23 protein-coding genes are annotated in these 25,695 nt (G+C 68.9%); 15 read left to right on the top strand and 8 right to left on the bottom strand.

What is annotated here, in order from left to right:
* Positions 1 to 14: 14 nt before the first annotated feature.
* Both AC3WL7_RS03860 and AC3WL7_RS03865 read right to left on the bottom strand, forming a co-directional pair.
* On the bottom strand, positions 15 to 1,235 hold the full coding sequence (locus tag AC3WL7_RS03860) for an RtcB family protein (protein ID WP_200733112.1): 1,221 nt from the start codon (positions 1,233 to 1,235) through the stop codon (positions 15 to 17).
* Positions 1,236 to 1,783: 548 nt separating this feature from the next.
* On the bottom strand, positions 1,784 to 2,740 hold the full coding sequence (locus tag AC3WL7_RS03865) for an aldo/keto reductase (protein ID WP_492749400.1): 957 nt from the start codon (positions 2,738 to 2,740) through the stop codon (positions 1,784 to 1,786).
* Positions 2,741 to 2,909: 169 nt separating this feature from the next.
* Between AC3WL7_RS03865 and AC3WL7_RS03870 the strand changes: the two genes are divergently transcribed.
* From AC3WL7_RS03870 to AC3WL7_RS03880, 3 genes are all read left to right on the top strand, one after another.
* Positions 2,910 to 3,767 carry a class I SAM-dependent methyltransferase gene (locus tag AC3WL7_RS03870; RefSeq protein WP_312735620.1) on the top strand — a complete coding sequence of 286 codons (858 nt, stop codon included), beginning with the start codon at positions 2,910 to 2,912 and terminating at the stop codon, positions 3,765 to 3,767.
* Between the two features lie 73 nt (positions 3,768 to 3,840).
* The gene (locus AC3WL7_RS03875; RefSeq protein ID WP_108747654.1) at positions 3,841 to 4,101 is read left to right on the top strand and encodes a hypothetical protein; all 261 of its coding nucleotides are present in this window, start codon (positions 3,841 to 3,843) and stop codon (positions 4,099 to 4,101) included.
* 91 nt (positions 4,102 to 4,192) lie between these two features.
* A complete protein-coding gene (locus tag AC3WL7_RS03880; protein WP_492749402.1) occupies positions 4,193 to 4,732 on the top strand; it encodes a pseudouridine synthase in 540 nt (179 codons plus the stop codon).
* Between the two features lie 90 nt (positions 4,733 to 4,822).
* Here AC3WL7_RS03880 and AC3WL7_RS03885 read toward each other — a convergent pair whose 3' ends face one another.
* Together AC3WL7_RS03885 and hrpB are read right to left on the bottom strand one after the other, a co-directional pair.
* On the bottom strand, positions 4,823 to 5,212 hold the full coding sequence (locus AC3WL7_RS03885) for a hypothetical protein (RefSeq protein ID WP_079224180.1): 390 nt from the start codon (positions 5,210 to 5,212) through the stop codon (positions 4,823 to 4,825).
* 202 nt (positions 5,213 to 5,414) lie between these two features.
* On the bottom strand, positions 5,415 to 7,919 hold the full coding sequence (gene hrpB / locus AC3WL7_RS03890) for an ATP-dependent helicase HrpB (RefSeq protein WP_492749404.1): 2,505 nt from the start codon (positions 7,917 to 7,919) through the stop codon (positions 5,415 to 5,417).
* Positions 7,920 to 7,986: 67 nt separating this feature from the next.
* On the opposite strand from hrpB, the gene AC3WL7_RS03895 reads away from it, so the two are divergent.
* Positions 7,987 to 8,784 (top strand): TatD family hydrolase, encoded by a 798-nt coding sequence (locus AC3WL7_RS03895; RefSeq protein WP_492749405.1) that lies wholly within the window; start codon positions 7,987 to 7,989, stop codon positions 8,782 to 8,784.
* Between the two features lie 368 nt (positions 8,785 to 9,152).
* On the opposite strand, the gene AC3WL7_RS03900 is transcribed toward AC3WL7_RS03895, so the two are convergent.
* From AC3WL7_RS03900 to AC3WL7_RS03915, 4 genes are all read right to left on the bottom strand, one after another.
* Entirely contained in the window at positions 9,153 to 10,010 is an 858-nt protein-coding gene (locus AC3WL7_RS03900) for an NAD-dependent epimerase/dehydratase family protein (RefSeq protein WP_492749482.1), read from the bottom strand.
* 50 nt (positions 10,011 to 10,060) lie between these two features.
* Positions 10,061 to 10,999, bottom strand: coding sequence for a 2-dehydropantoate 2-reductase (panE, locus tag AC3WL7_RS03905; RefSeq protein WP_492749406.1), 939 nt, complete (start codon positions 10,997 to 10,999; stop codon positions 10,061 to 10,063).
* A gap of 333 nt (positions 11,000 to 11,332) precedes the next feature.
* Positions 11,333 to 12,142 (bottom strand): ABC transporter permease, encoded by an 810-nt coding sequence (locus AC3WL7_RS03910; RefSeq protein ID WP_079224171.1) that lies wholly within the window; start codon positions 12,140 to 12,142, stop codon positions 11,333 to 11,335.
* Positions 12,139 to 13,107 carry an ABC transporter ATP-binding protein gene (locus AC3WL7_RS03915; RefSeq protein ID WP_079224169.1) on the bottom strand — a complete coding sequence of 323 codons (969 nt, stop codon included), beginning with the start codon at positions 13,105 to 13,107 and terminating at the stop codon, positions 12,139 to 12,141. The genes AC3WL7_RS03910 and AC3WL7_RS03915 overlap by 4 nt, the downstream gene beginning before the upstream one ends.
* Before the next feature lie 84 nt (positions 13,108 to 13,191).
* Here AC3WL7_RS03915 and AC3WL7_RS03920 point away from each other — a divergent pair, with 84 nt between their 5' ends.
* The 11 genes from AC3WL7_RS03920 to AC3WL7_RS03970 all read left to right on the top strand — a co-directional run bounded on the left by AC3WL7_RS03920 (position 13,192) and on the right by AC3WL7_RS03970 (position 25,676).
* Positions 13,192 to 13,941 (top strand): ferredoxin--NADP reductase, encoded by a 750-nt coding sequence (locus AC3WL7_RS03920; protein ID WP_079224168.1) that lies wholly within the window; start codon positions 13,192 to 13,194, stop codon positions 13,939 to 13,941.
* A 294-nt stretch (positions 13,942 to 14,235) separates the two neighbouring features.
* A complete protein-coding gene (locus tag AC3WL7_RS03925; RefSeq protein WP_492749407.1) occupies positions 14,236 to 14,757 on the top strand; it encodes a GspH/FimT family pseudopilin in 522 nt (173 codons plus the stop codon).
* A complete protein-coding gene (locus AC3WL7_RS03930; RefSeq protein WP_492749408.1) occupies positions 14,748 to 15,230 on the top strand; it encodes a prepilin-type N-terminal cleavage/methylation domain-containing protein in 483 nt (160 codons plus the stop codon). The genes AC3WL7_RS03925 and AC3WL7_RS03930 overlap by 10 nt, the downstream gene beginning before the upstream one ends.
* Complete coding sequence (locus tag AC3WL7_RS03935; protein ID WP_492749409.1) at positions 15,227 to 16,207, top strand: PilW family protein; 981 nt, start codon at positions 15,227 to 15,229, stop codon at positions 16,205 to 16,207. Before AC3WL7_RS03930 ends, AC3WL7_RS03935 begins: the two co-directional genes overlap by 4 nt.
* Positions 16,204 to 16,764, top strand: a complete 561-nt coding sequence (locus AC3WL7_RS03940; RefSeq protein WP_313420312.1) for a pilus assembly PilX family protein — start codon at positions 16,204 to 16,206, stop codon at positions 16,762 to 16,764. Before AC3WL7_RS03935 ends, AC3WL7_RS03940 begins: the two co-directional genes overlap by 4 nt.
* Before the next feature lie 10 nt (positions 16,765 to 16,774).
* A complete protein-coding gene (locus AC3WL7_RS03945; RefSeq protein ID WP_492749410.1) occupies positions 16,775 to 20,485 on the top strand; it encodes a pilus assembly protein in 3,711 nt (1,236 codons plus the stop codon).
* A gap of 1 nt (position 20,486) precedes the next feature.
* Positions 20,487 to 20,864 (top strand): type IV pilin protein, encoded by a 378-nt coding sequence (locus AC3WL7_RS03950; RefSeq protein ID WP_313420309.1) that lies wholly within the window; start codon positions 20,487 to 20,489, stop codon positions 20,862 to 20,864.
* 70 nt (positions 20,865 to 20,934) lie between these two features.
* Positions 20,935 to 22,095: a GGDEF domain-containing protein gene (locus AC3WL7_RS03955; protein WP_492749412.1), complete on the top strand. Its 1,161-nt coding sequence runs from the start codon at positions 20,935 to 20,937 to the stop codon at positions 22,093 to 22,095.
* A 118-nt stretch (positions 22,096 to 22,213) separates the two neighbouring features.
* Positions 22,214 to 23,752, top strand: a complete 1,539-nt coding sequence (locus AC3WL7_RS03960) for an alpha/beta hydrolase (RefSeq protein WP_492749413.1) — start codon at positions 22,214 to 22,216, stop codon at positions 23,750 to 23,752.
* Positions 23,749 to 24,495, top strand: a complete 747-nt coding sequence (locus AC3WL7_RS03965; RefSeq protein ID WP_079224154.1) for an ABC transporter ATP-binding protein — start codon at positions 23,749 to 23,751, stop codon at positions 24,493 to 24,495. Before AC3WL7_RS03960 ends, AC3WL7_RS03965 begins: the two co-directional genes overlap by 4 nt.
* Positions 24,492 to 25,676 carry an ABC transporter permease gene (locus AC3WL7_RS03970; RefSeq protein WP_492749414.1) on the top strand — a complete coding sequence of 395 codons (1,185 nt, stop codon included), beginning with the start codon at positions 24,492 to 24,494 and terminating at the stop codon, positions 25,674 to 25,676. Before AC3WL7_RS03965 ends, AC3WL7_RS03970 begins: the two co-directional genes overlap by 4 nt.
* Positions 25,677 to 25,695 lie beyond the last annotated feature (19 nt).

Genomic DNA, 25,695 nt, shown 5'->3' on the forward strand with positions numbered 1-25,695 from the left:
CGTGGATGCAACCATCACCCCTTCACGCACAGCACCTGGCGGAGCGTGTGCACCACCTCCACCAGGTCGCGCTGCGCGGCCATCACATCATCGATCGACTTGTACGCCGCCGGTGATTCATCCAGCACGCCGCTGTCCTTGCGGCATTCCACGTGCGCGGTGGCCTCGCGGTGCTGCGCCAGGGTGATCTGCTGCCGCGCCGCGCCACGGCTCATCACCCGGCCGGCGCCGTGGCTGCAGCTATGGAAGCTGTCGGTGCTGCCCTTGCCGCGCACGATGTAGCTGCGCGTGCCCATGCTGCCGGGAATGATGCCCAGCTCGCCTTCGCGCGCGCTGACCGCACCCTTGCGCGTCACCAGCAGTTCCTGCCCTGCATGCGTTTCCTTCTGCACGTAGTTGTGGTGGCAGTTCACCGCCATCGCGGCCAGCTTGAACTTCGGCAGGCGCTGGCGCATCTCGGCCAGCACCCGCGCCATCATCGCCTCGCGGTTCTGCCGTGCGTAGTCCTGCGCCCATGACACCGCCTGCACGTAATCATCAAACAGCGGCTCGCCCTCCATGAAGAACGCCAGGTCCTTGTCCGGCAGATGGAAGCCGAGCACGCGGCGTTCCAGTTCGCGCCGCGCCTGTTCGATGAAGTAGGTCCCGATCAGGTTGCCGGTGCCGCGCGAACCGCTGTGCAGCATCACCCACACCGCATCGGTCTCGTCCAGGCACAGTTCGATGAAGTGGTTGCCGCCGCCCAGCGTGCCCAGCTGGCAGTCCAGCTTGTCGGTGCGGATCCGCCGGTGCTTTTCCTTGATCTGCTCCAGTCCCGCGGCCAGGCCGGACTGCACCAGCCGCGTGCCGATGCTGTCGGGCAGCCGCTGGTGCTCGCCGCTGCGGCCGTTGCCCACCGGCACGCTGCGCTCGATGCCGCTGCGCAGCTGGCGCAGGTCATCAGGCAGGTCGTTGGCACGCAGCGTGGTTCGCACCGCGGCCATGCCACAGCCGATGTCCACGCCCACGGCCGCGGGAATGATCGCGCCCCGCGTGGGGATCACCGAGCCGACGGTCGCGCCCTTGCCCAGGTGCACGTCGGGCATGACCGCCACCCAGGGCCCGACGAACGGGATCGCCGCGATGTTGCGCAGCTGCGCGTGGGCTTCGGCCTCCAGCGGAACGCCGTCCACCCAGCCCTTGATCGGCGTACTGCCTTCGGCATGCAGCCATTGATAGTTGTGTTGAATGTCCATCTCGTAGTGAATGTCCTGCACGGGCCGGCACCACGGCACGGCCGTGGGCGTCTGCCCGTGGTTGCAGCGCGGATGCTGCGGAAGTGAAGGTGCAGGCACCCGCCCTCGACGACACGTCGTGGGGTAGGGCGCTGCTGAAGTGTGCAGATCGGTCCGCCTGAGCCAGGCGCGTGCCATGGCACGGCAGGCGTGTCCGGATCAGTGTGCGGCGGCGTGCCGCGCGGAGTGCAGAGCTGGCATCGCGGGTCCTTGTATCGACGCAGATGAAAACGCCCCCGGACGTGCAGTCCGAGGGCGTCGTCAGTCCTCGGAGATCGGGGTGGCCGATCTCCGCAGGGCGGGCATCAGGCCGTTGTCAGCAGGCTTTCCTCGCCCGGCGCACGCTTCGCCACGTCCATGCGCAGGCATGGCAGCAGGTTGGCGATGGCGACGACGGGTGTGTTCAAGGAAGGTCTTCCGTTGCGGGTTGAAACGTGGCGCGCACGATAAACGACGTTCATGGCGTGCGCAACCCATTCACGCTGGGGTGTCTGCAGGTTTGCCGTGCCTCAGCCTTCAACGCTGGCGGCATCCAGCTGTGCGATGTCCTGCACGCTCAGGCCCACGTTGGCGGCCGCGAGCAGGTCATGCAGCTGCTCGACGCTGGTGGCGCTGACGATCGGTGCGGTGATCGACGGCCGTGCGATCTGCCACGCCAGTGCAATCTGTGCGGCACTGGCGCTGTGCTTGCTGGCCACGTCATCCAGCGCCTGCAGGATGCGCAGGCCGCGCGGATTCAGATAGCGCTTGACCACCATCTCGCCGCGCGCCGGGCTCTTGGCGGCATCGTCCGCGGTGCGGTATTTGCCACTGAGGAAACCGCTGGCCAGTGCGTAGTAACCGATCACACCGATCTGCTCGCGCTGCACCAGCGGTTCCAGCTCCTTCTCGTAACCGGCGCGGTCGTACAGGTTGTACTCCGGCTGCAGCGTTTCATAGCGCGGCAGCTTGTAATCGGTGGACACCTTCAGCGCATCGGCCAGGCGCGTGGCGCTGTAGTTGGACGCACCGATGGCGCGCACCTTGCCCGCTTCGATCAGGCGCCCGAACGCGGCCAGCGTTGCTTCCAGCGGCGTCGATTCATCGTCCTCGTGGGCCTGGTACAGATCGATGACGTCGGTCTGCAGGCGGCGCAGCGAATCTTCCACCGCAGCATTGATGTTGTCCGGCGTCAGCCCGGGGCGCTCGGCCCACTTGGCCACCTTGGTGGCGAGCACGACCTTGTCACGCTTGCCGCTGCGGGCGAACCACTTGCCGATCAGCGTTTCCGATTCGCCACCCTGGTTGCCCGGCACCCAGGCCGAATAGACATCGGCGGTGTCGACCAGGTTGAAGCCGGCATCGACGAAGGCATCGAGCAGGGCGAAGCTGGCCTTCTCATCGGCGCTCCAGCCAAACACGTTGCCACCGAAGGCGAGCGGACGTACATGCAGGCCGGAACGGCCCAGTTCGCGGGTTGCCGTCATGGGCACGGACTCCTTGGGGGTAGTCCTGCAGCATAGAGCGCGATGTGTGACCGCGCTGCGGCGCTGGACACAAAACAGTGTTCCGTCGCGGGCGCGTGGCTAACGTTTTGTGAACACCTTGCGCGCGGTGGCTGCTAGTCTCGCCGCATCTTCCGCTGGAATCGCCCCGATGATCGCTGCTTCGTCCCTGCGTGGTTGCCGCCTGCTGCTTGCCTCGGCCCTGCTTGTTGCTGTCCCCGCATTCGCTGCCCCGGCCACGGTGGCACCGGCGAAGATCCAGGTCACGCCGGCCATCGACGCGGCGGTGAAAGCGTCCACCCGCGACCCTGCCAACGTCAAGCGCGACAACTACCGCCATCCGGCGCAGTCGCTGGCCTTCTTCAAGGTCTCGCCGGAAAAGACCGTCATCGAAATCACGCCCGGCAACGGCTGGTATTCGGAAATCCTGGCGCCGTTGCTGCGTGACAAGGGCCACTACATTGCTGCCGTGGTCGATCCGTCTGCCGTGCCCGAAGGCCGGGGCCGTGATTACCAGCAGCGCAGCCGCGATGGCCTGGAAAAGAAGTTCGCCGGTGCACCGGCCCAGTTCGACAAGGCCGCCGTGGTGGGCTACGACCCGGCCAAGCCGGTGTTCGGCCCGGCCAATTCAGCCGATGTGGTGCTGACCTTCCGCAACGTGCACAACTGGCGCAAGGCCGGCCAGGCCCAGGGCATGTTCCAGGGGTTCTTCAACGTGCTCAAGCCGGGCGGCGTGCTGGGCGTGGTCGAACACCGCGCCAAGGCCGACGTCGCCGACGACGATGACACCGGCTATGTCGGCCAGCAGCAGGTCATCGCCATGGCCGAGGCCGCGGGTTTCAAGCTGGACGCGCGCACCGAGGTCAATGCCAACCCGCGTGATACCAAGGATCATCCGAATGGCGTGTGGACCCTGCCGCCGACCAACCAGCATGACAAGGCCGACGATGCGAAGTACCAGGCCATCGGCGAAAGCGACCGCATGACCCTGCGTTTCGTGAAGCCCTGAATGTAGAGCCGGGCCCATGCCCGGCTGCATGGCGCCGGGCCACGCCCGGCGCTGCCCCCAAGGGAGTGGACGGTTGAACAAGGTCTTCTACATCTTCGTCGCGGTGCTGGTACTGGCGCGGCTGTTTGATTTCGTGTTTTACGGTGGCCATGCCTACGATCTGATGGCGACGGTGGGGTTTGCCGTGGTGTTCGCCGGCGCGCTGCTGGAAGAACGGGCGCGCCGGGCCAGCCCGCCGCTCGCACGCCTGCGGCGCCGCGCCAATGTCATCGCCGCATGCGGTATCGCGCTGGTGCTGGGTTCGTTCCTGCTGGAATGGAAGGTCTTCGGCTGAGGAAGGCGGCCGAGCGTGGGCTCGGCCCTGCAATTCCGGGCGCGCAGCGCGGCGTGGGACAATGCCGCATCCACTGCCTGCCGTGCCCGCAATGCTGATTGCCTTCAACAAGCCCTTCAACGTGCTCTGCCAGTTCACCGACCGCAGCGTGCCGCCGCGGCCGACCCTGGCCGGTTTCGGCCTGCCGCCGCGCGTGTACGCGGCGGGCCGGCTGGACCATGACAGCGAGGGCCTGCTGCTGCTGACCGACAACGGCACCCTGGCGCACAAGCTGACCGACCCGAAGCACAAGGCCGACAAGACCTACTGGGTGCAGGTGGAAGGCACGCCCAGCGATGAGCAGTTGCAGCAGCTGCGCGATGGCGTGGTGCTGAACGATGGGCCGACCCTGCCGGCGAAGATCGAGCGCCTCGATCCGGCGCCGGAACTGTGGCTGCGTGATCCGCCGGTGCGTTTCCGCAAGACCGTGCCCGACAGCTGGCTGGCCATCACGATCCGCGAAGGCCGCAACCGCCAGGTGCGGCGGATGACCGCGGCGGCGAACCTGCCCACCCTGCGCCTGGTGCGCGTGGCGATGGGCCCCTACCGCCTGGATGACCTGCAGCCGGGGCAGTGGCGGCAGATCGGCTGAAACAAAAAAGGCCGGAGGCCTTGCGGCGTCCGGCCCTTCTGGTCCCCGGCCAGCGCCCTTCCTGCGGAAGGGATCCGACCCAGGCCTACATCACGCGTCGCTGCCGATGTCGCTGTGCTCGTCCACCACGGTGTCGTTGCGGCGGTCACGCGCGTTGATGCGCTGCGCCTGGCCGTTGACCACATGGCCGTTGCCGGCCTTCTTCTTCTGCTGCTTGCGGTACAGCGCGTAGCCCAGCAGGCCCACGCCCACGGCTGCAGCAGCCACGGCCACGGCCGGGTTGCGGCGCACGAACTTGGTGGCGACCTTGCCGCCGGTCTTCACCGCACCCACGGCGGCGCCGGTCTTGATCCAGTCACTGGCCTGCGGGCCGAGATGGCGCAGGCTGCCACCCGCACTCTTCAGGCCATCGCCGGCGGTGTGCGCCAGTTCCAGGGCACGCTCCAGGGCGCGGTCGGTGATTACGGTCAGCTTGCTCATGCGGGGGGTCCTTTGCCTCGGGTCGAAGTCCAGTGTGTCCTGCTGCCTGTAAACGGTATGTCAGTCAGGGCAGTCGATGAGGTGACTCTACCCCAGCCATTCAGGATCAGGCAGGGTGGGCAGCCGGTAGTGCTTGCCGCTGGCCGGCAAATCCTGGTGCATGGGGACACGGCGTCTGCCGGCCAGCGGCCGGCACTACCCCTCACGTTCCGCGCGGCTTGGCCCGGTGCGTGGCGGTCGCCGTCCACGGGTCGTCCGGCCAGGGATGGCGCGGGTAGCGGCCCTTCATCTCCTTCTTCACCTCGGCATAGGTGTTTTCCCAGAAGTTGCGCAGGTCCTGGGTGACCTGCAGCGGGCGGCCGCCGGGCGAGAGCAGGTGCAGGGTGAGCGGCACGCGGCCATCGGCGATGCGCGGGGTGTCGGCCAGGCCGAACAGCTCCTGCAGCTTCACCGCCAGCACCGGCGGCAGCGGTTCGCCGCTCTCGCTGTCCAGCGCGTAGCTGATCGGCCGCTCCAGCCCGGAGGGCACGGTGATGCGGGTCGGCGCATGGCGTTCCACCAGTTGCCGCTGCGACCACTCCAGCGGTGACTTCAGCGCTTCGCCGAAGCTGGCTTCGTCCAGCGCATCCAGCCGCGTCTTGCCGGCAAACGCTGGCTGCAGCCACCGCGCGCGCGTGGCCAGCAGGGCATCATCGCTGCAGTCGGGCAGGCCGAGCTCGGGCATCCAGCGGCGCAGTGATTCCACCCGGGCCTGCCACTGGCGCAGGCCCTCCGTCCACGGCAGCGCGGACAGGCCCAGCTCGGCCACCGCATCGGTCAACGCCTGCGCGGCCTGCTGCGGATCGACCCGGCCGGCCGAGCGGCTGTCCAGCACGATGCGATCAAAGCGGGTTTCGCGCAGGGCCACCAGGGCGCGGCGTTCGCTGTCCCAGCGCACGGCGTCTTCGGTCACGAAGCGCTCCGGCCACGCCTTGCGCAGGCCATTCTCATCCACCGGCGCAGCGCGCAGCAGCAGCGCGTCGCGTGCCTCGAAGCGCAGCTCGCTGGCCACCAGCCAGGGTTCGCCGCGCAGATCGCTCAGTTCGTGCAGGCGCGCGCTGCGGCCATTGGCCAGCAGGTAGCGCAGCGGGTCGCTGGGGTGCTGGAAGGCGATGCGGTCGGGGAAGGCGTGGGCCAGCAGGTCGCCCAGCTCATGCGCCTCGATGCTGGTGGGCGGAGTGGCGTCGCAGCGCAGTCGGCGCCGCCACTGCTTGGCGGCTGCGTCGATGGCGGCCAGGCCGCTGCGGTTGGCATCGGACGGTGCGCGGCCATTGCGGAAGGCGGCCAGCGCACGCCACCGCGTCGCCAGCGCATCACCCCCCTGGCGCAGCGGATCGCGTGCCTCCAGCAGCGCGGCCAGATCGGCGGCCAGCGCCTGCGCGCGTGCATCGGGTGCGGCCAGCAGCATCGCCGCCATGCGCGGGTGGGTGCCCAGCGCCAGCACGCGACGGCCCAGCGCGGTGATTGCGCCGGTGTCCGACAGCGCGCCCAGCCGCTGCAGCAGCTCGCGTGCGGCAGCCATCGGGCCGGAGGGCGGCGGGTCGAGGAAACGCAGATCACTGCTGCCCCATGCGGCCAGTTCCAGCGCCAGCCCGGCCAGTTCCACCTGGTCGATCTCGGCGCGGCGCTGTGGCTCCAGCCGCTGCGACTGCGGCCACAGCCGCCACGCCACGCCCTCGGCCACGCGACCGGCGCGTCCAGCGCGCTGGTCGGCCGACGCCTGCGCGATGGCCACCACGTCCAGCCGGGTGAAGCCACTGTTGGGGTCGTAGCGCGGCTCACGCGCCTGGCCGCTGTCGATCACCACGCGCACGCCGGGCAGGGTCACCGACGATTCGGCCACGTTGGTGGCCAGCACCACGCGGCGGCGGCCATCGCTGGCGGCCTGCAGCACGCGTGCCTGCTGTTCCACCGGCAGCTCGCCGTGCAGCGCCAGCACTTCGACACCGCCATCGAGCGATTCCTGCAGGCCCGCCTGCACCCGCGCGATCTCGCGCTGGCCGGGCAGGAACACCAGCAGGTCGCCGGGATGTTCGGCCTGGGCCTGCTGCACGGCACGGCGCACCTGCAGCTCCAGCGCTTCATCGCGGCGTGCCGGGAAGTGGCTGATCGCCACCGGGTAACTGCGTCCTTCGCTGCTGAGGCGCGGCGCATCGAGGAAACGCGCCAGCCGCTCGCCATCCAGCGTGGCCGACATCACCACCAGGCGCAGGTCGTCGCGCAGCTGCGCCTGCACGTCCAGCGCCAGGGCCAGGCCAAGGTCGCCGCTGAGATGGCGCTCGTGGAATTCATCGAACAGGATCGCGCCGACCGTTTCCAGCATCGGGTCGTCCTGCAGCATGCGGGTCAGGATGCCCTCGGTGACGACTTCAATCCGCGTGCGCGCCGAGACCTTGTTCTCGAAGCGGATGCGGTAACCAACGGTGCCGCCCACGTCCTCGCCCAGCTGCCGCGCCATGAACAGCGCGGCACTGCGCGCGGCCACCCGGCGCGGTTCCAGCAGGATGATCTTCCGGTCCTGCAGCCACGGTGCATCGAGCAGGGCCAGTGGCACCTGGGTGGTCTTGCCGGCACCGGGCGGTGCTTCCAGCACCAGGCGCGGCTGCGCGGCCAGCTGCTGCTGGATCTGCGGCAGCAGCTGGGAAATCGGGAAGAGCGGGGCGTTCATGTGCAAAGGATAAGGGGCCATGGCCGGCGCGGGTACAATGCGCGGGCACTTTTCCCCCGCGATGACCATGCATCTGATCGATATCGGCGCCAACCTGACCCACGACTCCTTCGACCGCGACCGCGATGCCGTCCTGGACCGCGCACGGCAGGCTGGCGTGGTGCAGATGGTCATCACCGGTGCCAGCCGCGAGCACTCGCCGCTGGCCCTGCAGCTGGCCCAGCAGCACCCCGGTTTCCTGTATGCCACGGCCGGCGTGCATCCGCACCATGCGGTGGAATACACCGAGGAATGCGATGCCGAGATGCGCGCGCTGCACGCGCACCCGGAAGTGGTGGCGGTAGGCGAATGCGGCCTGGATTACTTCCGTGATTTCTCGCCGCGCCCGTCCCAGCACCGTGCATTCGAGCGCCAGCTGCAGCTGGCTGCGGACACTGGCAAGCCGCTGTTCCTGCACCAGCGCGATGCACATGCCGATTTCATGGCGCAGATGAAGAACTTCGACGGCCGCCTTGGCCCGGCGGTGGTGCACTGCTTCACCGGCGAGCGCGATGAACTGTTCGACTACCTCGACCAGGACTGGTACATCGGCATCACCGGCTGGCTGTGCGACGAGCGCCGTGGCGCGCACCTGCGCGAGCTGGTGAAGAACATCCCGGCCAACCGCCTGATGATCGAGACCGACGCGCCGTATTTGCTGCCGCGCACGCTGAAGCCGATGCCGAAGGACCGCCGGAACGAACCGATGTTCCTTTCGCACATCGTCGAGGAACTGGCCCGCGACCGTGGCGAAGACGTGGCGGTGACCGCCGCCAACGCCACCGCCGCCACGCGCACGTTTTTCCGCCTGCCCGACGCGACCTGACCCGGTAGTGCCGGCCGCTGGCCGGCAGCACGGTGGATTGCCGGCCAGCGGCCGGCACTACCGGATCAGACGCCGCGCGGTAGCGCCGGGCCATGCCCGGCGAGCGAAGCGGTTGGAATCAGGCGCCGCGCGGTGCGGCGTCCCCCCAGCGCCTCGCGCGTGCCGCGCACGCTGAAGCCGATGCCGAAGGACCGCCGCCACCGCCACCGCCGCCACGCACACGTTCTTCCGCCTGCCCGACGCGGCCTGACCCGGTAGTGCCGGCCGCTGGCCGGCAGCACGGTGGATTGCCGGCCAGCGGCCGGCACTACCGGACCAGACGCCGCGCGGTAGCGCCGGGCCACGCCCGGCGAGCGAAGCGGGTGGAATCAGACGCCGCGCGGTCCGGCCAGGCCATGTCCGGCCAGTGCCTCCAGCCCCTCCCGGTACGTCGCAAACTGCGGCGTCCACCCCAGTGCCTCACGCGTGCCGCGACTGTCGATGCGCTTGTTGCTCTGGTAGAACCGCCGCAGCGTCGCACTCACTGCCGGGTCATCCCAGGCCAGCGCCGGTGGCAGCGTGAAGCCGCCCAGCTTCGCGGCGTACGCCAGCACCTCCTGCGGTGGCGCCGGTTCGTCATCGGCGGGCAGATACAGTCCATCCCGCGTGGGCCGCTGCATCGCCGCGATGACCACCGCCGCCAGATCCTCCACGTGCAGCCGGTTGAATACCAGCCCCGGGCGCACCACGTGGCGGGCGCGTCCTTCAGCCAGCTGCAGCAAGGCATTGCGGCCCGGGCCGTACAGCCCCGGCAGGCGGAAGACCGCCGAGGCGATGCCGCGTTCATCGGCCAGTGCCTGCCACTGCGCCTCGGCCAGGCGACGTTGCACGCCCGCCGCTTCGCTGGCATCGGCCACGCTGCTTTCGTCGATCCAGCCACCGCTGCGGTCGGCATAGACCGCGGTCGAGGACAGGTAACCGATCCAGCGCAGCGACGGGCTTGCCCGCAGGGCGGGCAGCAGCTGGCGCAGCGCAGGGTCGCCCTGTGCATCGGGCGGCACGCTGCAGAGCACGGCCTGCGCCTGTGCGATGTCCTGCAGGAGTGCAGGCGATGGCGCGGCATCGGCGTGCAGGCGGTGCCGCAGCAGCCCATCGTCGGCCACCGCGGCCGGGTCGCGAACCGTGCCGGCGACCTGCACGCCATACGCCTGTAACCGGGCGGCCAGCACGCGGCCGCTCCAGCCCATGCCGAGGATCAGCAGCGGTGACGGCAGGGGCGCGGGCGCCACGGCGGCCATCACGCGCTGCGCTGCGCCTGGTAGGCCTGCAGGCTGCTGTAGGCGACCTGCAGCAGCAGGCCCTCCTGGTCGGCCGTGCGTGCGCGCGCCAGCATGTCGCCGACGATGTGCGCCGCTTCCACCTGCTGGCCGGCTTCCAGGTCACGCAGCATCGAGGCCTTCAGGGCGGAGCCGGCCTGGGTGAGGGTGCCGCGCGCGGTGTCCTGCGCGGCCTGCGGCACCGGTTCGCCGGCCGCTTCGGCCACAGCCAGGCATTCGTCGTACAGGCCGCGCACGATGGCGTCGCCGTCATCGGTGGCGACGATCGTGCCGATATCCGCGCGCAGCAGGCAGGTGGCCGCGGCCAGCGCGGTCAGGAAGGTGTACTTGATCCACTGTTCCTGGCCGATCTGCGCGCTGGCCAGGTGGTCCAGGTTGGCCTGCGCGCAGGCAGCAGCGAAGGCACGCACGCGGTCTGAGATCGCACCACCGTCGCGCTCGCCGAAGGTCAGCTTGGCGGGCTTGCCCAGGTGCAGCACCGCGCCATCGGGCGCCTTGGTGGCGCTGATGAAGCACAGGCCGCCAAGAACGGCCTCGCGGCCGAAGCGGGCATCCAGTGCGCCGTAGTGGTGCAGGCCGTTGAGGATGGGCAGCACGCTGGTGTGGGCGCCCACCGCCGGTGCGATCGCGTCAATCGAGCTGTCCAGGTCGTAGGCCTTGCAGCTGAGGATGACTAGGTCGAACGGCTGCTGCGCCGCAAGCGCGGGCAGGGCGTCGGCAGTGACGTGCTGCACCGGGAAGCTGGCATCGCCGACGGGGCTGCGGATGACCAGACCGTCACGGTCGAGCTGGCTGGCGCGGGTGGGGCGGACCAGGAAGGTCACGTCCACGCCGGCCTGGGCCAGGCGGCCGCCAAAGTAACCGCCGGTACCACCGGCGCCGAGAATCAGGATGCGCATTGCACGTTCACCGTTTTCTGGGGGAGTGTTCGACCCCCGATTGTGCCGGAGATCGCAGGCAGAAAAAGAGCCGGGCATTGGCCCGGCTCTACAGGTTTACGCCTCATCCACGCATGGCGTGGATCTACTGGCCACCGGCCAACCGTCGAAGGCGGGGTGGGTCCGGTTGAGGGGGTGTGAGCGCCATGGATGGCGCGACCAAGCCCCCAAGGATGGGTTTACGGCGTCCCCCTCAACCGGACCCACCTCGCCAACCCACGGACACCCAGCTTTTGACGTTGACGTTGCTCTGGCTTGCAGCGGGTGCAGGGCCGCAGGCCCTGCAGGCAACCCTCAGCTGCGCATGCCCACGCCACGCCGCAGCAGCCACAGCGCCAGCGCCGTCAGCACCACCACGAAGCCGAGCATCAGCGCATAGGCAACCCACACCGGCACGTCGCTGCTGCCCAGCAGGCCATAGCGGAACGCATTGACCATGTAGAAGATCGGGTTGGCGTGGGTGGCCGCCTCGGCCCAGGTCGGCAGCAGCTTCACCGAATAGAACACGCCGCCCAGGTAGGTCAGCGGGGTCAGGATGAAGGTCGGCACGATCGCCACGTCATCGAACTTCTTGGCGTACACCGCATTGATGAAGCCGGCCAGCGAGAAGATCGTCGCGCCCAGGATCACCGTGGTCAGCGTCACCAGCGGGTGCGGGATGCGCACCGGGGTGAAGAACATGGCGATGATCAGCACGATCACGCCCACCATCAGGCCGCGCAGCACCGCACCGGCCACGTAGCCCCACAGGATCACCCAGTTCGGCATCGGGCTGACCAGCAGCTCTTCCACGTGGCGGCCGAACTTGGCGCCGAAGAACGAGGAGCTGATGTTGCCGTAGCTGTTCTGGATCACGCTCATCATCACCAGGCCCGGCACGATGAACTGCATGTAGCTGTAGCCGCCCATGTCACCCACGCGCGAGCCGATCAGGCCGCCGAAGATGAGGAAGTACAGGGTCATGGTGATCGCCGGCGGCACCAGGGTCTGGCCCCAGATGCGCAGGATGCGCGCCACTTCGCGGCGCACGATGGTCATCAGGGCGATGCGGTTGCGCTGGCCGTCGGTGATCGGTGCCGCGGGCGTGTTAGGGGTGCCGCTCATGCGGTTTTCTCCTGGTTGCCGGTGAGGCGCACGAACAGTTCCTCCAGGCGGTTGCTCTTGGTACGCATCGAACGCACGCGGATGCCAGCCTCGTTCAGCGTGGCGAACACGCGGTTGAGGTCCATCGCGCGCGGCATGTCGATGTCCAGGGTGTGCGCGTCCGGCGCAGTGAGGGTGGCGCCTTCGATCACCGGCAGCTGCGCGGGCAGTTCACCGTCGATGTCCAGCAGGAAGCCTTCCACGTCCAGCTTGGCCAGCAGGGTGCGCATCGGCCCCTGCTCGACGATCTGGCCATGGTTGATGATGGCCAGGTGGCGGCACAGGTACTCGGCTTCTTCCAGGTAGTGGGTGGTGAGGATGATCGTGGTGCCGGCGGCATTGATCTCCTTCAGCACCCGCCACATGTCGCGGCGGATCTCGATGTCCACGCCGGCGGTCGGCTCGTCGAGGATCAGCAGGCGCGGGCGGGTCATCATCGCGCGGGCGATCATCAGGCGGCGCTTCATGCCACCCGACAGGGTGCGGCTCATCACCTGCGCCTTTTCCCACAGGTGCGCACGCTTGAGTTCCTCTTCGGCGCGCTGCTCCGCTTCCTCGCGGGCCACGCCGTAGAAACCGGCGTAGTTGACCAGGATGTCGAAGGGCTTCTCGAACAGGTTGAAGTTGATTTCCTGCGGCACCAGGCCGATCAGGCGCATGGTGGCGCTGCGGTTGCGCACCAGGTCGCTGCCGAACACTTCCACCTGGCCCTCGCTGAGGTTGACCAGGGAGCTGATGATGCCGATCAGGGTGGACTTGCCGGCGCCGTTGGGGCCGAGCAGGGCGAAGAAATCGCCCGGGGCGACCTCCAGGGAAACCCCTTTCAGGGCCTGGGTGCCGTTGTCATAGGTCTTGCGCAGGTCGCGCACGCGCAGGGCGGGCGCCGTATCGTTCAGGGAAGCCAAGCTCGAAGCCTTCGCGCCCATGGGCTGGCGCTGGAGAGGGGCGGGGAGGGGCTATTATAGAAGACCCCGAGGGCTTGCCCCGGCTACACACTGTCCCGAAAAGTCGTGCCTGTCCAATTCCCCATCAAGCTGGTCGGCCGCCGCATGCTGGCGCCCACCGTCGGCCACTACCAGTTCGTGCGTGATGACGGCCAGCCGCTGGATTTCCAGCCCGGCCAGTTCATCCAGGTCCATTTCAGCTACGCCGATGGCACCGAAACCAAGCGCAGCTACTCGCTGGCGACCATCCACGACCACGCGCTGGGCCCAGGCGAGGCGGTGGACATCGCCGTCAGCTTCGTGCCCGGCGGCGCCGCCACGGCACTGTTCGAGGCGCTGGACCTCGGTGGCCAGGTCAGTGCGTCCGGCCCCTACGGCCGCTTCTGCCTGAACCCCGGCGACCACAATGCCCGCTACCTGCTGATCGCCACCGGCACCGGCGTCACCCCGTACCGGTCGATGCTGCCGCTGCTGGAAACGGCCATGGCCGAGCGCGGCGTGCAGGTCGTCCTGCTGCAGGGCGCACGCAGCCCGGGCGAGCTGCTGTACAGCGAAGATTTCTACAGCTTCGCCGAAAAGCACCCGAACTTCCGTTATGTGCCGTGCCTGTCGCGCGAACTGCCGGCCGACCCGCACCCGGACGTGCAGCACGGCTACGTGCAGCAGGCCCTGGCCGGCTTCGCCCCGGACCCGGCCACCGACATCGCCTACCTGTGCGGCAACCCGGACATGGTCGATGCCTGCGCCGAAGCCCTGAAGGATGCCGGGCTGGGCAACCCGCAGATCCGCCGCGAGAAGTACGTCAGCAGCAAGTAATGCCGGCGCGCGGGCCCTGCATCAGGGCCCGGACCGGGATGCCGACCCGTCCTGTCGCTTTCGGCCATGCGGCTGACCGTGTGCGCATGGCCCACCCGCGGTGGCCCGCGTTTTCCACCGGCCCGGCAGCGAAGCGGTGAGGTGCCTGGATGCGCCCAGCCGCAGGCGTATGCGGCTGGTTGAGCCCGCTGCAGCGCGCTGGGCCCGCTGCAGAATACAAATCGTGGAATAGCGCTGGAGGGGCCGGCGTGCCCAAGGTGGATGCAACTTCCCACCGTCCTCCACGTGGCAGCCATGCCCTCGACCCCATTGCGCCGCGCCCTCGCACCGGGCTTCACCCTGCTGGAACTGCTGGTCACCCTGGCGGTGCTGGGCATCCTGGCAGCGGTTGCGCTGCCCGCGCAGTCCAGAGTGATCGCGCGCAACCAGGTGACCGCCGCCGCCAACGACCTGTTCGTCGCGATGCAGTATGCGCGGCAGGAATCGGTACGCCGGAACGGCCCTGTCCAGGTCTGCGGGTCGGTGGGCGGCCTCGACTGCGATGGTGGCCACTGGCAGCAGTGGATCGTCCGCAGCAGTGCCGGGGAAATCCTGCGCCGGGGCCACGTCCCCCCCGCGGTGTCCGTGCAGACGGTGGGCCTGTTTGCCTCCGGCATCCAGTTCCGGGCGGACGGCAGGTTCCATCAGGCGGGCAGCCGGCTGCAGGACGGCACGCTGACGCTGTGCAGTACGCGTGCCAGCCACCAGCTTGCGCTGGAAGCCCTGGGTGGGGTGCAGCTGCGCCTGCCGCCCAGCACGGTGGGGGAATGCCGATGAAGCGCCGGGTGTCCCGTGCGGCGCGGCCGCGAGGCAGGCAGGCGGGGTCCAGCCTGATCGAGGTGCTGGTGGCGGTACTGCTGCTGGCTGTCGGCGGATTGGCCGCCGCCATGGCGCACGCCAGTGCGTTGCGCCGCACGCAGGGCTCGTTGAACGCCACCCTCGCCGTACAGGCCAGTGCCAGCCTGGCCGACGCCATGCGTGCCAATCGGGTGGCGATGATCGAGGGCCGTTACAGCACCGTCGGCGACCGATGCGTTGGCGATGCCCCACCCACGGGTGATCTCGCCCAGCAGGATCTCGGACGCTGGATGGCGGCACTGGCGGCGGGCATGGGGGCCCAGGCCGGTGCCTGCGGCAGCGTCGCCTGCAAGGAGGGCGTCTGCCAGGTGGTGGTGCACTGGGATGACAGCCGCGCTGCGGGCGGGGAAGGCCCGCAGCGTTCGCGCCTGGTGCTCGGGGTCGCGCCATGAACGCACGTCACGCGCGTGGCCTGACCCTGGTCGAGCTGCTGGTGGCCATGATCCTGGGCCTGCTGGTGCTGGGGGCCTGCCTGCACTTCTACCTCGGCTCGCTGCGGGGCACGCAGGACACCCTGGGCGTGGCCCGCGTGCAGGAGGCCGGCCGCCTGGCCATGGCGCTGATCGGCCATGACATCCGTGGCGCTGGAGACCGGCTCTGCGACCAGCGCCACGCCGTGGACAGCCTGCTTGCCGACCGCCAGCGGCCGTTCTGGAGGAGCTTCGATGAGCCCCTGGTCGGCCTGGCGGCTGCCGCAGGCGCCGGCCTGGTCGATCCGGTGCTCGGCACGGGCACGGCGCTGGGGGAGCGCCTGCCCGGGATGCCGGCACTGCAGGTGTGGACGGTGACGCCGCTGGCCCTGGGCGTGCGCGAGCACCCGGCCTCCGACGCGCCCGTGGCCGTCACCGGCAAGGACCTGCCCGACCTCGGTTCACCGCTGCTGCTCTGTGACTTCAGCCGCACCGTGCTGATGCGGGTAACGGCCACCGGTGCGGCCATCGGGCACGCTGCGCCGGCGAACTGCGTGGGCTACTTTGCGACCGGCGACGCATGCCCGACCGGAACGCCAGCGCGCGCCTCGCTCCACCGGTTCGGCGCGGACACGGCCTTCGGGCTGCCGCAGCAGGTGCGCTGGTTCGTGGGCAATGATGACCAGGGCGTGGCCTCGCTGTACCGCCAGCAGCTGGTTGATGGCGCCGTGGTCGGCGGTGGCGTTGTCGCCAGTGGTGTCACCCGGTTCTCGCTGCGCTATCTGCTCGCCGGACAGGCCGACTATCTGCCCGGCGAGAAGATCCCCGCCTCCCAGTGGGGCCAGGTGCGCGCGGTCGATGTGCAGCTGCAGCTGGAAACCTCCACTGGCCCCGCTACGGAAGCGCGCATCGTGCGCCGCTTCCAGCAGACCTTCACCCTGCGGAACCGGCTGCCATGAACAGGCGACCCCTCACGCGGCAGCGCGGCGTTGCCCTCTTCGCGGTGCTGGTCATCCTGCTGCTGGTGTCGCTGCTGCTGGTGGTGAGCCTGCGCACCAGCCTGCTGCAGGAACGCATGACCTCCGGAGTCCGTGACCGCGCGATGGCCGTACAGAATGCGGAGCACGCGCTGAAGGAGGCCGAGCGGGCAGTGGCCGCCGCCCTCGCAGAAGGCGTGCCACCGGGGCGGGACTGCTCGCCGCAGGCCAGTGCAGCCGATCCGCTCTGCCTGCCGCATCCGGCGCTGGGTGGGGTGGCGGCGCCCGCGCGGGAATGGATCGAAGCGGCAGACCTGCAGCCCGACGGGCTCGGTGCCGGCCCACCCGCGTTCACCGTGCAATACCTGGGGCGGCGCGAGACCCAGGTCGAGATGGGGCTGGAAGACGAGCCGAACTACGGCCAGGACCCCGGCCGTGTCGAAGCCGAGTTCTATCGCGTCGTTGCACGCGGTTCTGATCCGCTGGCCGCACCGGACCGCTCGCAGGTCCTGCTGCAGGCCACCATCGTTCGTGAGTGAGGTTCCATAGATGGGTATGTCACCGTTGTTCTCCCCGCGTGCCGTGTCGCTGGGGCTGTGTGCAGGTCTGGCCGGTGCGATGGGGGCGCCGCCTGCCGGTGCGCAGGTCGCGCAGGCGCCCCTGTCATCGGAGATCAAGGTGCCGGGCAACCTGGTGCTGGTCGCCTCGGTCGAATTCCCCACGCTCATCAGTGCCGCCAATTTCGAAGCCTACCGCCGCGCGGCGTCCTACGACGGCTACTTCGATTCCAACAAGTGCTACCGCTACGTATATGCCGCCAATGAAGCCGATCGCCACTTCGCACCTGTGTCACTGCGCGGTGGTGGCATCTGCGCGGGGCAGCACTGGGATGGCCACTATCTGAACTGGGCCACCACGCAGACCATCGATCCGTTCCGCAAGGCGCTCACCGGTGGCTACCGCGTGCGCGACCTGCCGGGGGAAACCTGGCTGGAAAAGGCCGATTTCAGCATGAACGGCGGCCATGGCTTCTTTCCGACCACGCGCATTCCCGCCGGCAACGCAGCTGATCCAGCTCTGGTCCACGGTGCCACGCCAGCGCACTGGCCGAGCTTGCGCACCCGGGTCGATGGCCTCGGTGCCCGGCTGTACTTCACCTCGACGGGAGACATCGAAGCGGCGAGCACGGCCATTCCCTACGATCCGTCCAACCCCGCGCACCGGCTCCAGCCCTCTGCCAACGGCGCAGCGGGCGACGAAGCGGAGATCTACGAGCTGAGCGTCCGGGTCAAGGTCTGCGTGCCCAGCGTCGGGCTGGAAGCCAACTGCGTGGCCTACGCCAGCGGCGCCAAGCCGGAAGGTCTGCTGCAGCGCTACAGCGGCGAGCTGCGCTATTCGGTGCTGAGCTACATCAACAATGGCGGTTCCAATCCCTATGGCGGCAGCGAGCCGGCGCCGGATGGCGGCGTGCTGCGTGCCCGGCAGAAGTTCATAGGTCCGTTGCAGCCCGATCCGATCAAGCCGGCAATCATCAACCCCCATGCGGAATGGGATGCGAAAACCGGCGTACAGCTTCGGAACCCGGACCCGGCCGATGCAGCGGCAACCGGCGCAGGCGTGGCCGACAGCGGCGTCATCAACTACATCAACCGCTTCGGGCAGATGAACACCGGCCGCCCGCCCAAGATGTACGACAACGTCAGCGAGCTGTACTACGCCGCCACGCGCTATGTGCGCGGCATTGGCAATGTCGCCGAATTCAGCGCCCTGCACAGTGACCCGCAGACGCGCTACCGCCAGGCCGATGGCTTTCCCGTGATCCAGCAGTGGGATGATCCGATGACGTATGCCTGCCAGGGCAACACCCTGCTCGGAATCGGCGATACCAACACCTGGTTCGACAAGAATCTGCCCGGCCCGACGCCCGGCAATGGCGAAGGATGGTCGAAGCCTGCCGCGGTCGCCGGTGATACCTCCTACGATGTCGTCCGGGCGATGACCCAGGTGTGGCGGATGGAGGGGTTCTCATCGGCAGAAGCCGAGTCGCTTGCAAAGGCGCCCCAGTACAACGGACAGCTCGGCTCCTTCAATTCCGCCTATATCGCCGCGCTGGCCTACCTGGCCAACACCACCGACCTGCGGCCCGATGCAGCGCCCAACGGGCTTCCAGGCCTGCAGACGATGCGCACCTACTGGGTGGATGTGCTCGACCAGCGCGACTACAAGATCAACCGCAACCAGTATGTCCTTGCCACCAAGTACGGCGGCTTCCACGTGCCCGAAGGCTTCGATCCGTTCAATCCCGCCGCGCCACCGCTGGCCGACGCGTGGTGGTGGAACGGCAGGGATCTGGTCAACGGTGATGCCCGCGAGCGGCGGCCGCGCACGTTCTTTGCCGCAGCGGATGCGGCGCGCATGGTCACCAGCCTGGAAGAAGCCTTCGGCATGATCACCCAGCCTAAGCCGGGCTCGGGTTCGGCGCTGGCCAGCAATGGCGGTGCGCTCGATGCCGATGGCCGCGTGTTCTCCGCGTCCTACCGCACCGGCAGCTGGAGCGGGGATCTGCTGGCCCATGCCATCGACCCCGCTACCGGGGTGCCGTCGGCAGGTGCGCCCGCGTGGAGCGCGGCGGCGCAGCTGGATGCCCGCGATTGGCGTTCGCGCGCGCTGTACACCAGCCGCGGCGGCCGCATGCTGCCACTGCAGTGGTCCGCGCTGGAACAGAGTGCGAAGACCACGCTGGGCAGCCCGGAGGTGCTGGACTACCTGGCCGGTGACCGGGCCCATGAAGGCACGTCCGGGCTGCGGCTGCGTGCCAGTGCACTGGGCGACATCGTCAATTCATCGCCGGTCCATGCCGGTGCGCCCAACCCACGGCTGCATGCGCAACGGCGCTTCCAGGGGGCCGACCGCTATGGTGCCTTCGCGGAGGCGCAGGCCTCACGCCGCGCCATGATCTATGTGAGCGCCAACGACGGCATGCTGCATGGGTTCGATGCAGCCAACGGTGTCGAGCGGTTCGGCTTCATGCCGGCGGCGGCCATCAACGCCCATCTGCGTGATTACACCCGCGAAGGCTACGAACACCACTACAGCGTCGATGGCGAGCTGACCGTGGCGGACGCCTACCTCGGTGGTGCCTGGCGGACCGTGCTGGTGGGCACGCTGGGGCGCGGCGGTGCCGGCATCTTTGCGTTGGACATCACCGATCCGGAGCGTCCCGACCTGTTGTGGGAACGCAGCGCCGCCGATGTTCCCGGCCTGGGCCGGGTACTGGGCAAGCCGATGGTGGCCCAGGTCGCCGATGGCGATTGGCGCGTGCTGCTGGGCAATGGCGTGGATGCCAAGGATGGCAGTTCACGCCTGCTCAGCATCGGCCTGGCCACGGGCGAAGTGAAGAGCGTGCTGCTGGACGCGCGCGGCCGTGGCGCTGCCGCCGTGCGCCCGTGGGACGCCGACCGTGATGGCTTCGCTGAAACGGCGTATGTGGGCGACCGCCAGGGCGGCGTCCATCGGGTGGATCTCGTGGCCGGGCGCAGCACACGGCTGTTCAGCGCGGCAGCAGGGGCGGTGCCGCAACCGATCACGGCGGCGCCACTGGTCGCGCGCAATCCGGACACCGCCGAAACCTGGGTGTTTGTCGGCACCGGTGCGCTGCTGGAAGTGGCCGACCTGGGCAGGCAGGCCGTGCAGTCGTGGTACGGCCTGCGCGACCGGGGGCAGGTGATCGCCGGGCGCAGTGGCCTGGCCACGGTGCGCATCACCGCCGAAACCCGCAACGGTCGCGTGGTCGACGCACTGGATGCACCGGGCAAGGACGGATGGGTGATGGACCTGGTCTCGCCGGGCATCGGCGCCCGTGGCGAACGCATGGTGCTGCCGGGCCAGTTCCGTGGCCGGGTGCTGCTGGGTACCACGCGCATCCCCGACGCCAGCAACCCGTGCAATCCCACCGGATCGGGCTACTACATGGCTTTGGACCCGTTCACCGGTGGCCGGCTGGGCGGCAGCTTCTTCGACATGGACGGCAACGGTACCGTCGGCAACGCTGGCGATCTGTTCGACGAAAACGGCCAGCCTGCACCCTCGTCCGGCTTCCTGGTCGAGCAGGGCCCCAACGCACCCGGCTTCCTGGGCGATTGGCTGGGTGGCGTGGGCGAGGATGGCAGCATGCATGGGGTGGTCACCCATCCCATCGGCAACCGCGTACGCCGGGTGAGCTGGCGCGAACTGCGGCTGCTTGATGGCGGGAGTCCGTGACATGGGCAGCCCGTCGATGAAGGGGTTCACCCTGATGGAAGTCATCATTGCCTGCGCGATCATCGCCATCCTCAGCGCGATCGCCGTGCCCTCCTACCGCCAGCACGTGGTCAAAACCCACCGCGTGCAGGCCCAGACCTGCATTGCCAGCCAGGCCAGCGTGCTCGAACGGCATTACACGCGCGTACTGGACTACCAGGGCGCCCCACAGGCGCAGTGCGCCGCAGAGCTCACGGCCTACCAGCTGCGGGTGAATGTCGCCGCCAGCGGGTACACCGTGACAGCCGAGCCGCTGAGCGAACAGGCCGACCACGCCTGCGGCACGCTGAGCATGGACCACACGGGCCTGCGCCTGCCGGTGGATCGCGCCTGCTGGTAGCGCGCCGTTGTCATGGCGCACTGGCTGGAACGCGATAGGATGCGGGCATCATCTGGCACGCACGGACCGCATGTCCCTGGACCTTCCCACCATCGGCGTACTTGGCCTGCTGCTGTGCATCGGCATCGCCACGGGCTTCTCGCTGCTGCTGGTGGTGCTGCGTGGGCAGCCGGTGCTGCGCCTGTGGACGGCCAGCCTGTGGCTGCTCACCCTGGGCGTGATCCTGATGGGGCTGCGCCCCTGGTTGCCGCAGGTACCGGCCATCCTCGGTGGCAATGCGGCCATGGCGGCCTCAAGCGTGCTGATGCTGCGCGGCATGGCCCTGCACCTGGGCCAGCCGATGCCGCTGTGGCGCGCACTGGGCCTGGCCGGCGCGTTCATGGCCGGCATCTTCCTGTTCCTGGTGCCATGGCCCAGCCTGGACGTGCGCCTGCACGTGTTCAGCGTGTTCGCGATCGTCATCAATGGCTGGATCGCCGCGCTGCTGCTGCGCCACGCACCACCGGCGCAGCGCATCAGCTGCCGCCTGGCCGCCGCCGTGTTCCTGGCCGAAGTGCTGGTCTACATCGTGCGCCTGTTCCTGCCGGCCGATGCCGACGCGGGCGGAGACATCATGCGGGCGGGCTCGCCGATGTTCCTGACCTACCTGGCCGGGGTGATGCTGGAACTGGCGCGCTGCTTCGCGCTGGTCCTGCTGCTGCTGGAACGCCTGCTGGTGGACCTGCGCCGCGCCGCCCGCACCGATGGCCTCACCGGCCTGCTCAACCGCAGCGCGGTGCTGGCCGATGGGTCCGACCAGTTGCAGCAGGTGCGTCGCCAGCAGCGCCCTCTGGCAGTGCTGCTGCTGGACGTGGATCACTTCAAGGCCATCAATGACCGCTGGGGGCATCTGGCCGGTGACCAGGTGCTGCAGCATTTCACCGGCGTGCTGGAGCACTGCGCGCGCGGCCACGTGCACCTGCTCAGCCGCTATGGCGGCGAGGAATTCCTGTTGCTGCTGCCCGGTAGCGCCGGCGAAGCGGAGCGCCTGGCCACGGTCATCCGTCATGCACTGCAGCAACGGCCCGCGCCGCTGGGTACCGGTCCGGTGGCGGTCACCGCCAGCATCGGCCTGGCCATGGATGACGGCCACACTGACTTGGCCGGCCTGATCGCCCGTGCCGACAGCGCGCTGTACCGGGCAAAAGCCGAAGGCCGCGACCGGCTGGTGGCGGCGGCTGCAATGGCCTAGCGCGGTTGCCCATCGCCGCCAGCGCCGGGGCCGTGTAAGTTTGTTCGCAGAGTTGGTCACATCTGCCACGGCGCCGCGTCGTGGTTGACAGGAACGTCCTCCAGGGGAATCAAGCACGATGCAAAAACACCCTTTCCGACTGGCCAGGCGATCGGCCGGCCTGCTGTTTGCCGGCGCGATGCTTGCCGGCTGCAGTGCAACGGCCCCCGGTGCCGCCGACGGCAATGACACCCCGAGCCAGCGCTACGGGGCGATCGAGTTCCGTCCGTGCACGCTGACCACGGTCGGCGCCAGCGCGAACGTCGAAGCCCAGTGCGGCACCCTGCAGGTGCCCGAAGACCGCGCCCATCCCGAGGGCCGCAAGATCGACCTGCGCATTGCCTGGCTGGAATCGGATGACAGCGGCAATGGCCAGCCCGATCCGGTGTTCTTCCTCGCCGGTGGCCCCGGCCAGGCGGCCAGCGAAGTGGCGGTCATCGTCGATACCGCGCTGCGCCAGGTGCGCAAGCAGCGCGATGTCTTCCTGATCGACCAGCGTGGCACCGGCGGTTCCAACCCGCTCAGTTGCCTGGGCGCGGACGGCAAGCCGCTGAAGATGGACGAAGATGCAGCGCCAACCGAAGCGCTGATGCGCGATTACGCGCAGCAGTGTGCGGCATCGCTGCAGGGGCGCGCCGATGCGCGCTTCTACACCACCGCCGAGGCCATCGCCGATCTGGACGCGGTGCGCCAGGCGCTGGGTGCGGACAAGCTCAATCTGGTCGGGGGTTCCTACGGCACGCGCGTCGCCCAGCGTTACGCCATTGCCTACCCGCAGCACACCCGCAGCCTGGTCATCGACGGCGTCGTGCCCAACGACCTGGTGGTGGGTGGCGAGTTCGCCAACACCTTCGACAACGCCATCACCCTGCAGTCGGCGCAATGCCGCAAGGATGCCGCCTGCAGCAAGCGCTTCCCGGTCGATACCCGCGAACAGCTGCGCGCAGTGGCCGCAACCCTGCGCAGCTCCCCGGTCACCGTCGATTACCGCGACCCCGGCACCAACGCACCGCGCCAGGACGTGCTGAGCCCGGACAGCGTGGTCGGCCTGGCCTTCGCGTTCTCCTACGTGCCCGAGTACTCCTCGCTGCTGCCGCTGGTGCTGGATGAAGCCGCGCAGGGCCGCTATGCGCCGCTGGCCTCGCTCGCCCGCGGTGCCACCCGCAGCATGGATTTCCAGATCAACCGTGGCATGCAGTGGTCGGTCATCTGCAGCGAGGATGCGCCGCGCTACCAGGCGCCGCCGGAAAGCGACGACGCCCTGTTCGGCCCGGAAGCGGCGCGCGCGTTCTTCGCCGCCTGCCCGGTGTGGCCGCACCAGCCGGCCGCTGCCACGCTCACCACGCCGCTGAAGAGCGACCTGCCGGTGTTGCTGCTGTCCGGCGAGCTGGATCCGGTTACCCCGCCGCGCTACGCCGAACAGGTGCTCAAGGGCCTGCCCAACGGTCGCGCGCTGGTCGCACGCGGCCAGGGCCACGGCACCCTCACTGCCGGCTGCATGCCGCGCCTGCTGGGCCAGTTCATTGATACCCAGGATGCCAAGGCGCTCGATGCCCGCTGCCTGGACACGCTGAGCCACGTGCCGGCGTTCACCTCGTTCAACGGATGGACCCCATGATCGTCGCCGACAACCTGCACAAGGCCTTCGACACCCGCACCGGTCGCGTCCAGGCGGTGGCCAACGTTGGCTTCCAGGCCGCCGATGGCCGCATCACCGGCCTGCTCGGCCCCAACGGCGCCGGCAAGACCACCACCATGCGCATGCTGTACACCCTGATGACGCCCGACCAGGGCAGCATCACCGTCGATGGCATCGATGCCGCGCGTGATCCGGTGGAGGTGCGCCGCCACCTGGGCGTGCTGCCTGACGCGCGGGGCGTGTACAAGCGCCTGACCGCGCGCGAGAACATCACCTACTTCGGCGAACTGCACGGCCTGTCGGCGCAGCGCATCCGCGAGCGCATCGAAGTGCTCTCGCACGCCCTGGACATGGCCGACATCCTCGACCGCCAGACCGATGGCTTCTCGCAGGGCCAGCGCACCAAGACCGCCATCGCCCGCGCGCTGGTGCACGACCCGCGCAACGTCATCCTCGATGAACCCACCAACGGCCTGGACGTGATGACCACCCGCGCGCTGCGCCGGTTCCTGCTGGGCCTGCGCGAGGAAGGGCGCTGCGTGATCCTGTCCAGCCACATCATGCAGGAGGTGGGCGCGCTGTGTGACCACATCGTCATCATCGCCAAGGGCACCGTGATGGCAGCCGGCAGTGCCGATGAACTGCGCGCGCAGGCCGGCGAAACCAACCTGGAAGACGCGTTCGTGAAACTGATCGGCAGCGAAGAGGGCCTGCACGCATGAGCATGATGTCGACCCTGATGACGGTGATGCGCAAGGAACTGCGCGACCTCTCGCGCGACCGCCGCACGCTGGCGCTGACCCTGCTGTTCGGCCCGCTGCTGTACCCGCTGCTGATCCTGGGCATGGGCAAGCTGTCGGAAAGCCGCTTCCGCACCCAGATCGAACAGCCGCTGGACATTCCCACCATCGGCGCCGAGCACGCCCCGAACCTGGTCCGCTTCCTCGGCGCGCAGGGCCTGAACGCGACCGCGGCACCGAAGGACCTGGCCGAAGCGATCCGCGCCCAGGACATCGACGTGGCACTGCGCATCAGCGCGGATTTCGGCAAGGACTGGGCCGATGGCAAGCCGGCCCTGGTGGAGGTGATCCGTGACAGCACGCGCCGTGCTGCCGAGGTGCCCGCGGCACGCCTGCAGGCGGCGCTGTCCACCTACAACGGGCAGGTGGGCGCCCTGCGCCTGATGGCCCGCGGCGTCGATGCGCAGGTTGCGCGGCCACTGGATGTGGCCACGCAGGACATGGCCAGCACCGAAGCCAAGCGCGGCATGATGCTGTCGATGCTGCTGCCGGTGCTGCTGACCCTGACCTCGTTCATCGGCGGCGCCTATCTGGTGATGGACACCACCGCCGGCGAGCGCGAACGGCAATCGCTGGAGCCGCTGCTGGCCACCCCCGGCTCGCGCAGCGCGATCGTCAGCGGCAAGATCGGCGCCGCCTGCGTGGTCGGGTTCGTATCGCTGCTGCTGACACTGGTCGCGTTCAAGGTCAGTGCCCAGTTCGCCTCCGGCAACGTCAGTCGCCAGCTCAACATGAACATCCTCTCGATGGTGCAGATGCTGCTGGTGATGCTGCCGATGCTGCTGATCGGCACCTCGCTGCTGACCTACCTGTCGGCCGCGGCCAAGAGCATGAAGGAAGCCCAGAGCCACATGACCTGGCTGGTGCTGCTGCCGATGCTGCCGGGCTATGCGCTGATGGCCTACCCGGTGAAGAGCCAGCTGTGGCAGTACGCCGTGCCGTTCCTGTCGCAGAACCAGATGCTGCTTAAGGTGATCCGCCATGAAGTGATCACCCCGACCATCTGGGCGGTCTACCTGGGCGCCAGCCTCGGCCTGGCCGCGATCCTGTGGTTTGCCGCGGTGCGCCGTTACCACCAGGAGCGCCTTGCCATCTCCGGCTGACCGGAAGCGGTAGCGCCGG

This window comes from Stenotrophomonas sp. FW305-3-2-15-E-LB1 (genome assembly GCF_058787375.1).

Bases quoted from the DNA above. Each gene is read 5' to 3' on its own strand.
- AC3WL7_RS03860 (WP_200733112.1), bottom strand. From the start codon at position 1,235: ATGGACATTCAACACAACTATCAATGGCTGCATGCCGAAGGCAGTACG.
- AC3WL7_RS03865 (WP_492749400.1), bottom strand. From the start codon at position 2,740: ATGACGGCAACCCGCGAACTGGGCCGTTCCGGCCTGCATGTACGTCCG.
- AC3WL7_RS03870 (WP_312735620.1), top strand. From the start codon at position 2,910: ATGATCGCTGCTTCGTCCCTGCGTGGTTGCCGCCTGCTGCTTGCCTCG.
- AC3WL7_RS03880 (WP_492749402.1), top strand. From the start codon at position 4,193: ATGCTGATTGCCTTCAACAAGCCCTTCAACGTGCTCTGCCAGTTCACC.
- AC3WL7_RS03885 (WP_079224180.1), bottom strand. From the start codon at position 5,212: ATGAGCAAGCTGACCGTAATCACCGACCGCGCCCTGGAGCGTGCCCTG.
- hrpB (WP_492749404.1), bottom strand. From the start codon at position 7,919: ATGAACGCCCCGCTCTTCCCGATTTCCCAGCTGCTGCCGCAGATCCAG.
- AC3WL7_RS03895 (WP_492749405.1), top strand. From the start codon at position 7,987: ATGCATCTGATCGATATCGGCGCCAACCTGACCCACGACTCCTTCGAC.
- AC3WL7_RS03900 (WP_492749482.1), bottom strand. From the start codon at position 10,010: ATGGGCTGGAGCGGCCGCGTGCTGGCCGCCCGGTTACAGGCGTATGGC.
- panE (WP_492749406.1), bottom strand. From the start codon at position 10,999: ATGCGCATCCTGATTCTCGGCGCCGGTGGTACCGGCGGTTACTTTGGC.
- AC3WL7_RS03910 (WP_079224171.1), bottom strand. From the start codon at position 12,142: ATGAGCGGCACCCCTAACACGCCCGCGGCACCGATCACCGACGGCCAG.
- AC3WL7_RS03915 (WP_079224169.1), bottom strand. From the start codon at position 13,107: ATGGGCGCGAAGGCTTCGAGCTTGGCTTCCCTGAACGATACGGCGCCC.
- AC3WL7_RS03925 (WP_492749407.1), top strand. From the start codon at position 14,236: ATGCCCTCGACCCCATTGCGCCGCGCCCTCGCACCGGGCTTCACCCTG.
- AC3WL7_RS03930 (WP_492749408.1), top strand. From the start codon at position 14,748: ATGCCGATGAAGCGCCGGGTGTCCCGTGCGGCGCGGCCGCGAGGCAGG.
- AC3WL7_RS03935 (WP_492749409.1), top strand. From the start codon at position 15,227: ATGAACGCACGTCACGCGCGTGGCCTGACCCTGGTCGAGCTGCTGGTG.
- AC3WL7_RS03940 (WP_313420312.1), top strand. From the start codon at position 16,204: ATGAACAGGCGACCCCTCACGCGGCAGCGCGGCGTTGCCCTCTTCGCG.
- AC3WL7_RS03945 (WP_492749410.1), top strand. From the start codon at position 16,775: ATGGGTATGTCACCGTTGTTCTCCCCGCGTGCCGTGTCGCTGGGGCTG.
- AC3WL7_RS03950 (WP_313420309.1), top strand. From the start codon at position 20,487: ATGGGCAGCCCGTCGATGAAGGGGTTCACCCTGATGGAAGTCATCATT.
- AC3WL7_RS03955 (WP_492749412.1), top strand. From the start codon at position 20,935: ATGTCCCTGGACCTTCCCACCATCGGCGTACTTGGCCTGCTGCTGTGC.
- AC3WL7_RS03960 (WP_492749413.1), top strand. From the start codon at position 22,214: ATGCAAAAACACCCTTTCCGACTGGCCAGGCGATCGGCCGGCCTGCTG.
- AC3WL7_RS03965 (WP_079224154.1), top strand. From the start codon at position 23,749: ATGATCGTCGCCGACAACCTGCACAAGGCCTTCGACACCCGCACCGGT.
- AC3WL7_RS03970 (WP_492749414.1), top strand. From the start codon at position 24,492: ATGAGCATGATGTCGACCCTGATGACGGTGATGCGCAAGGAACTGCGC.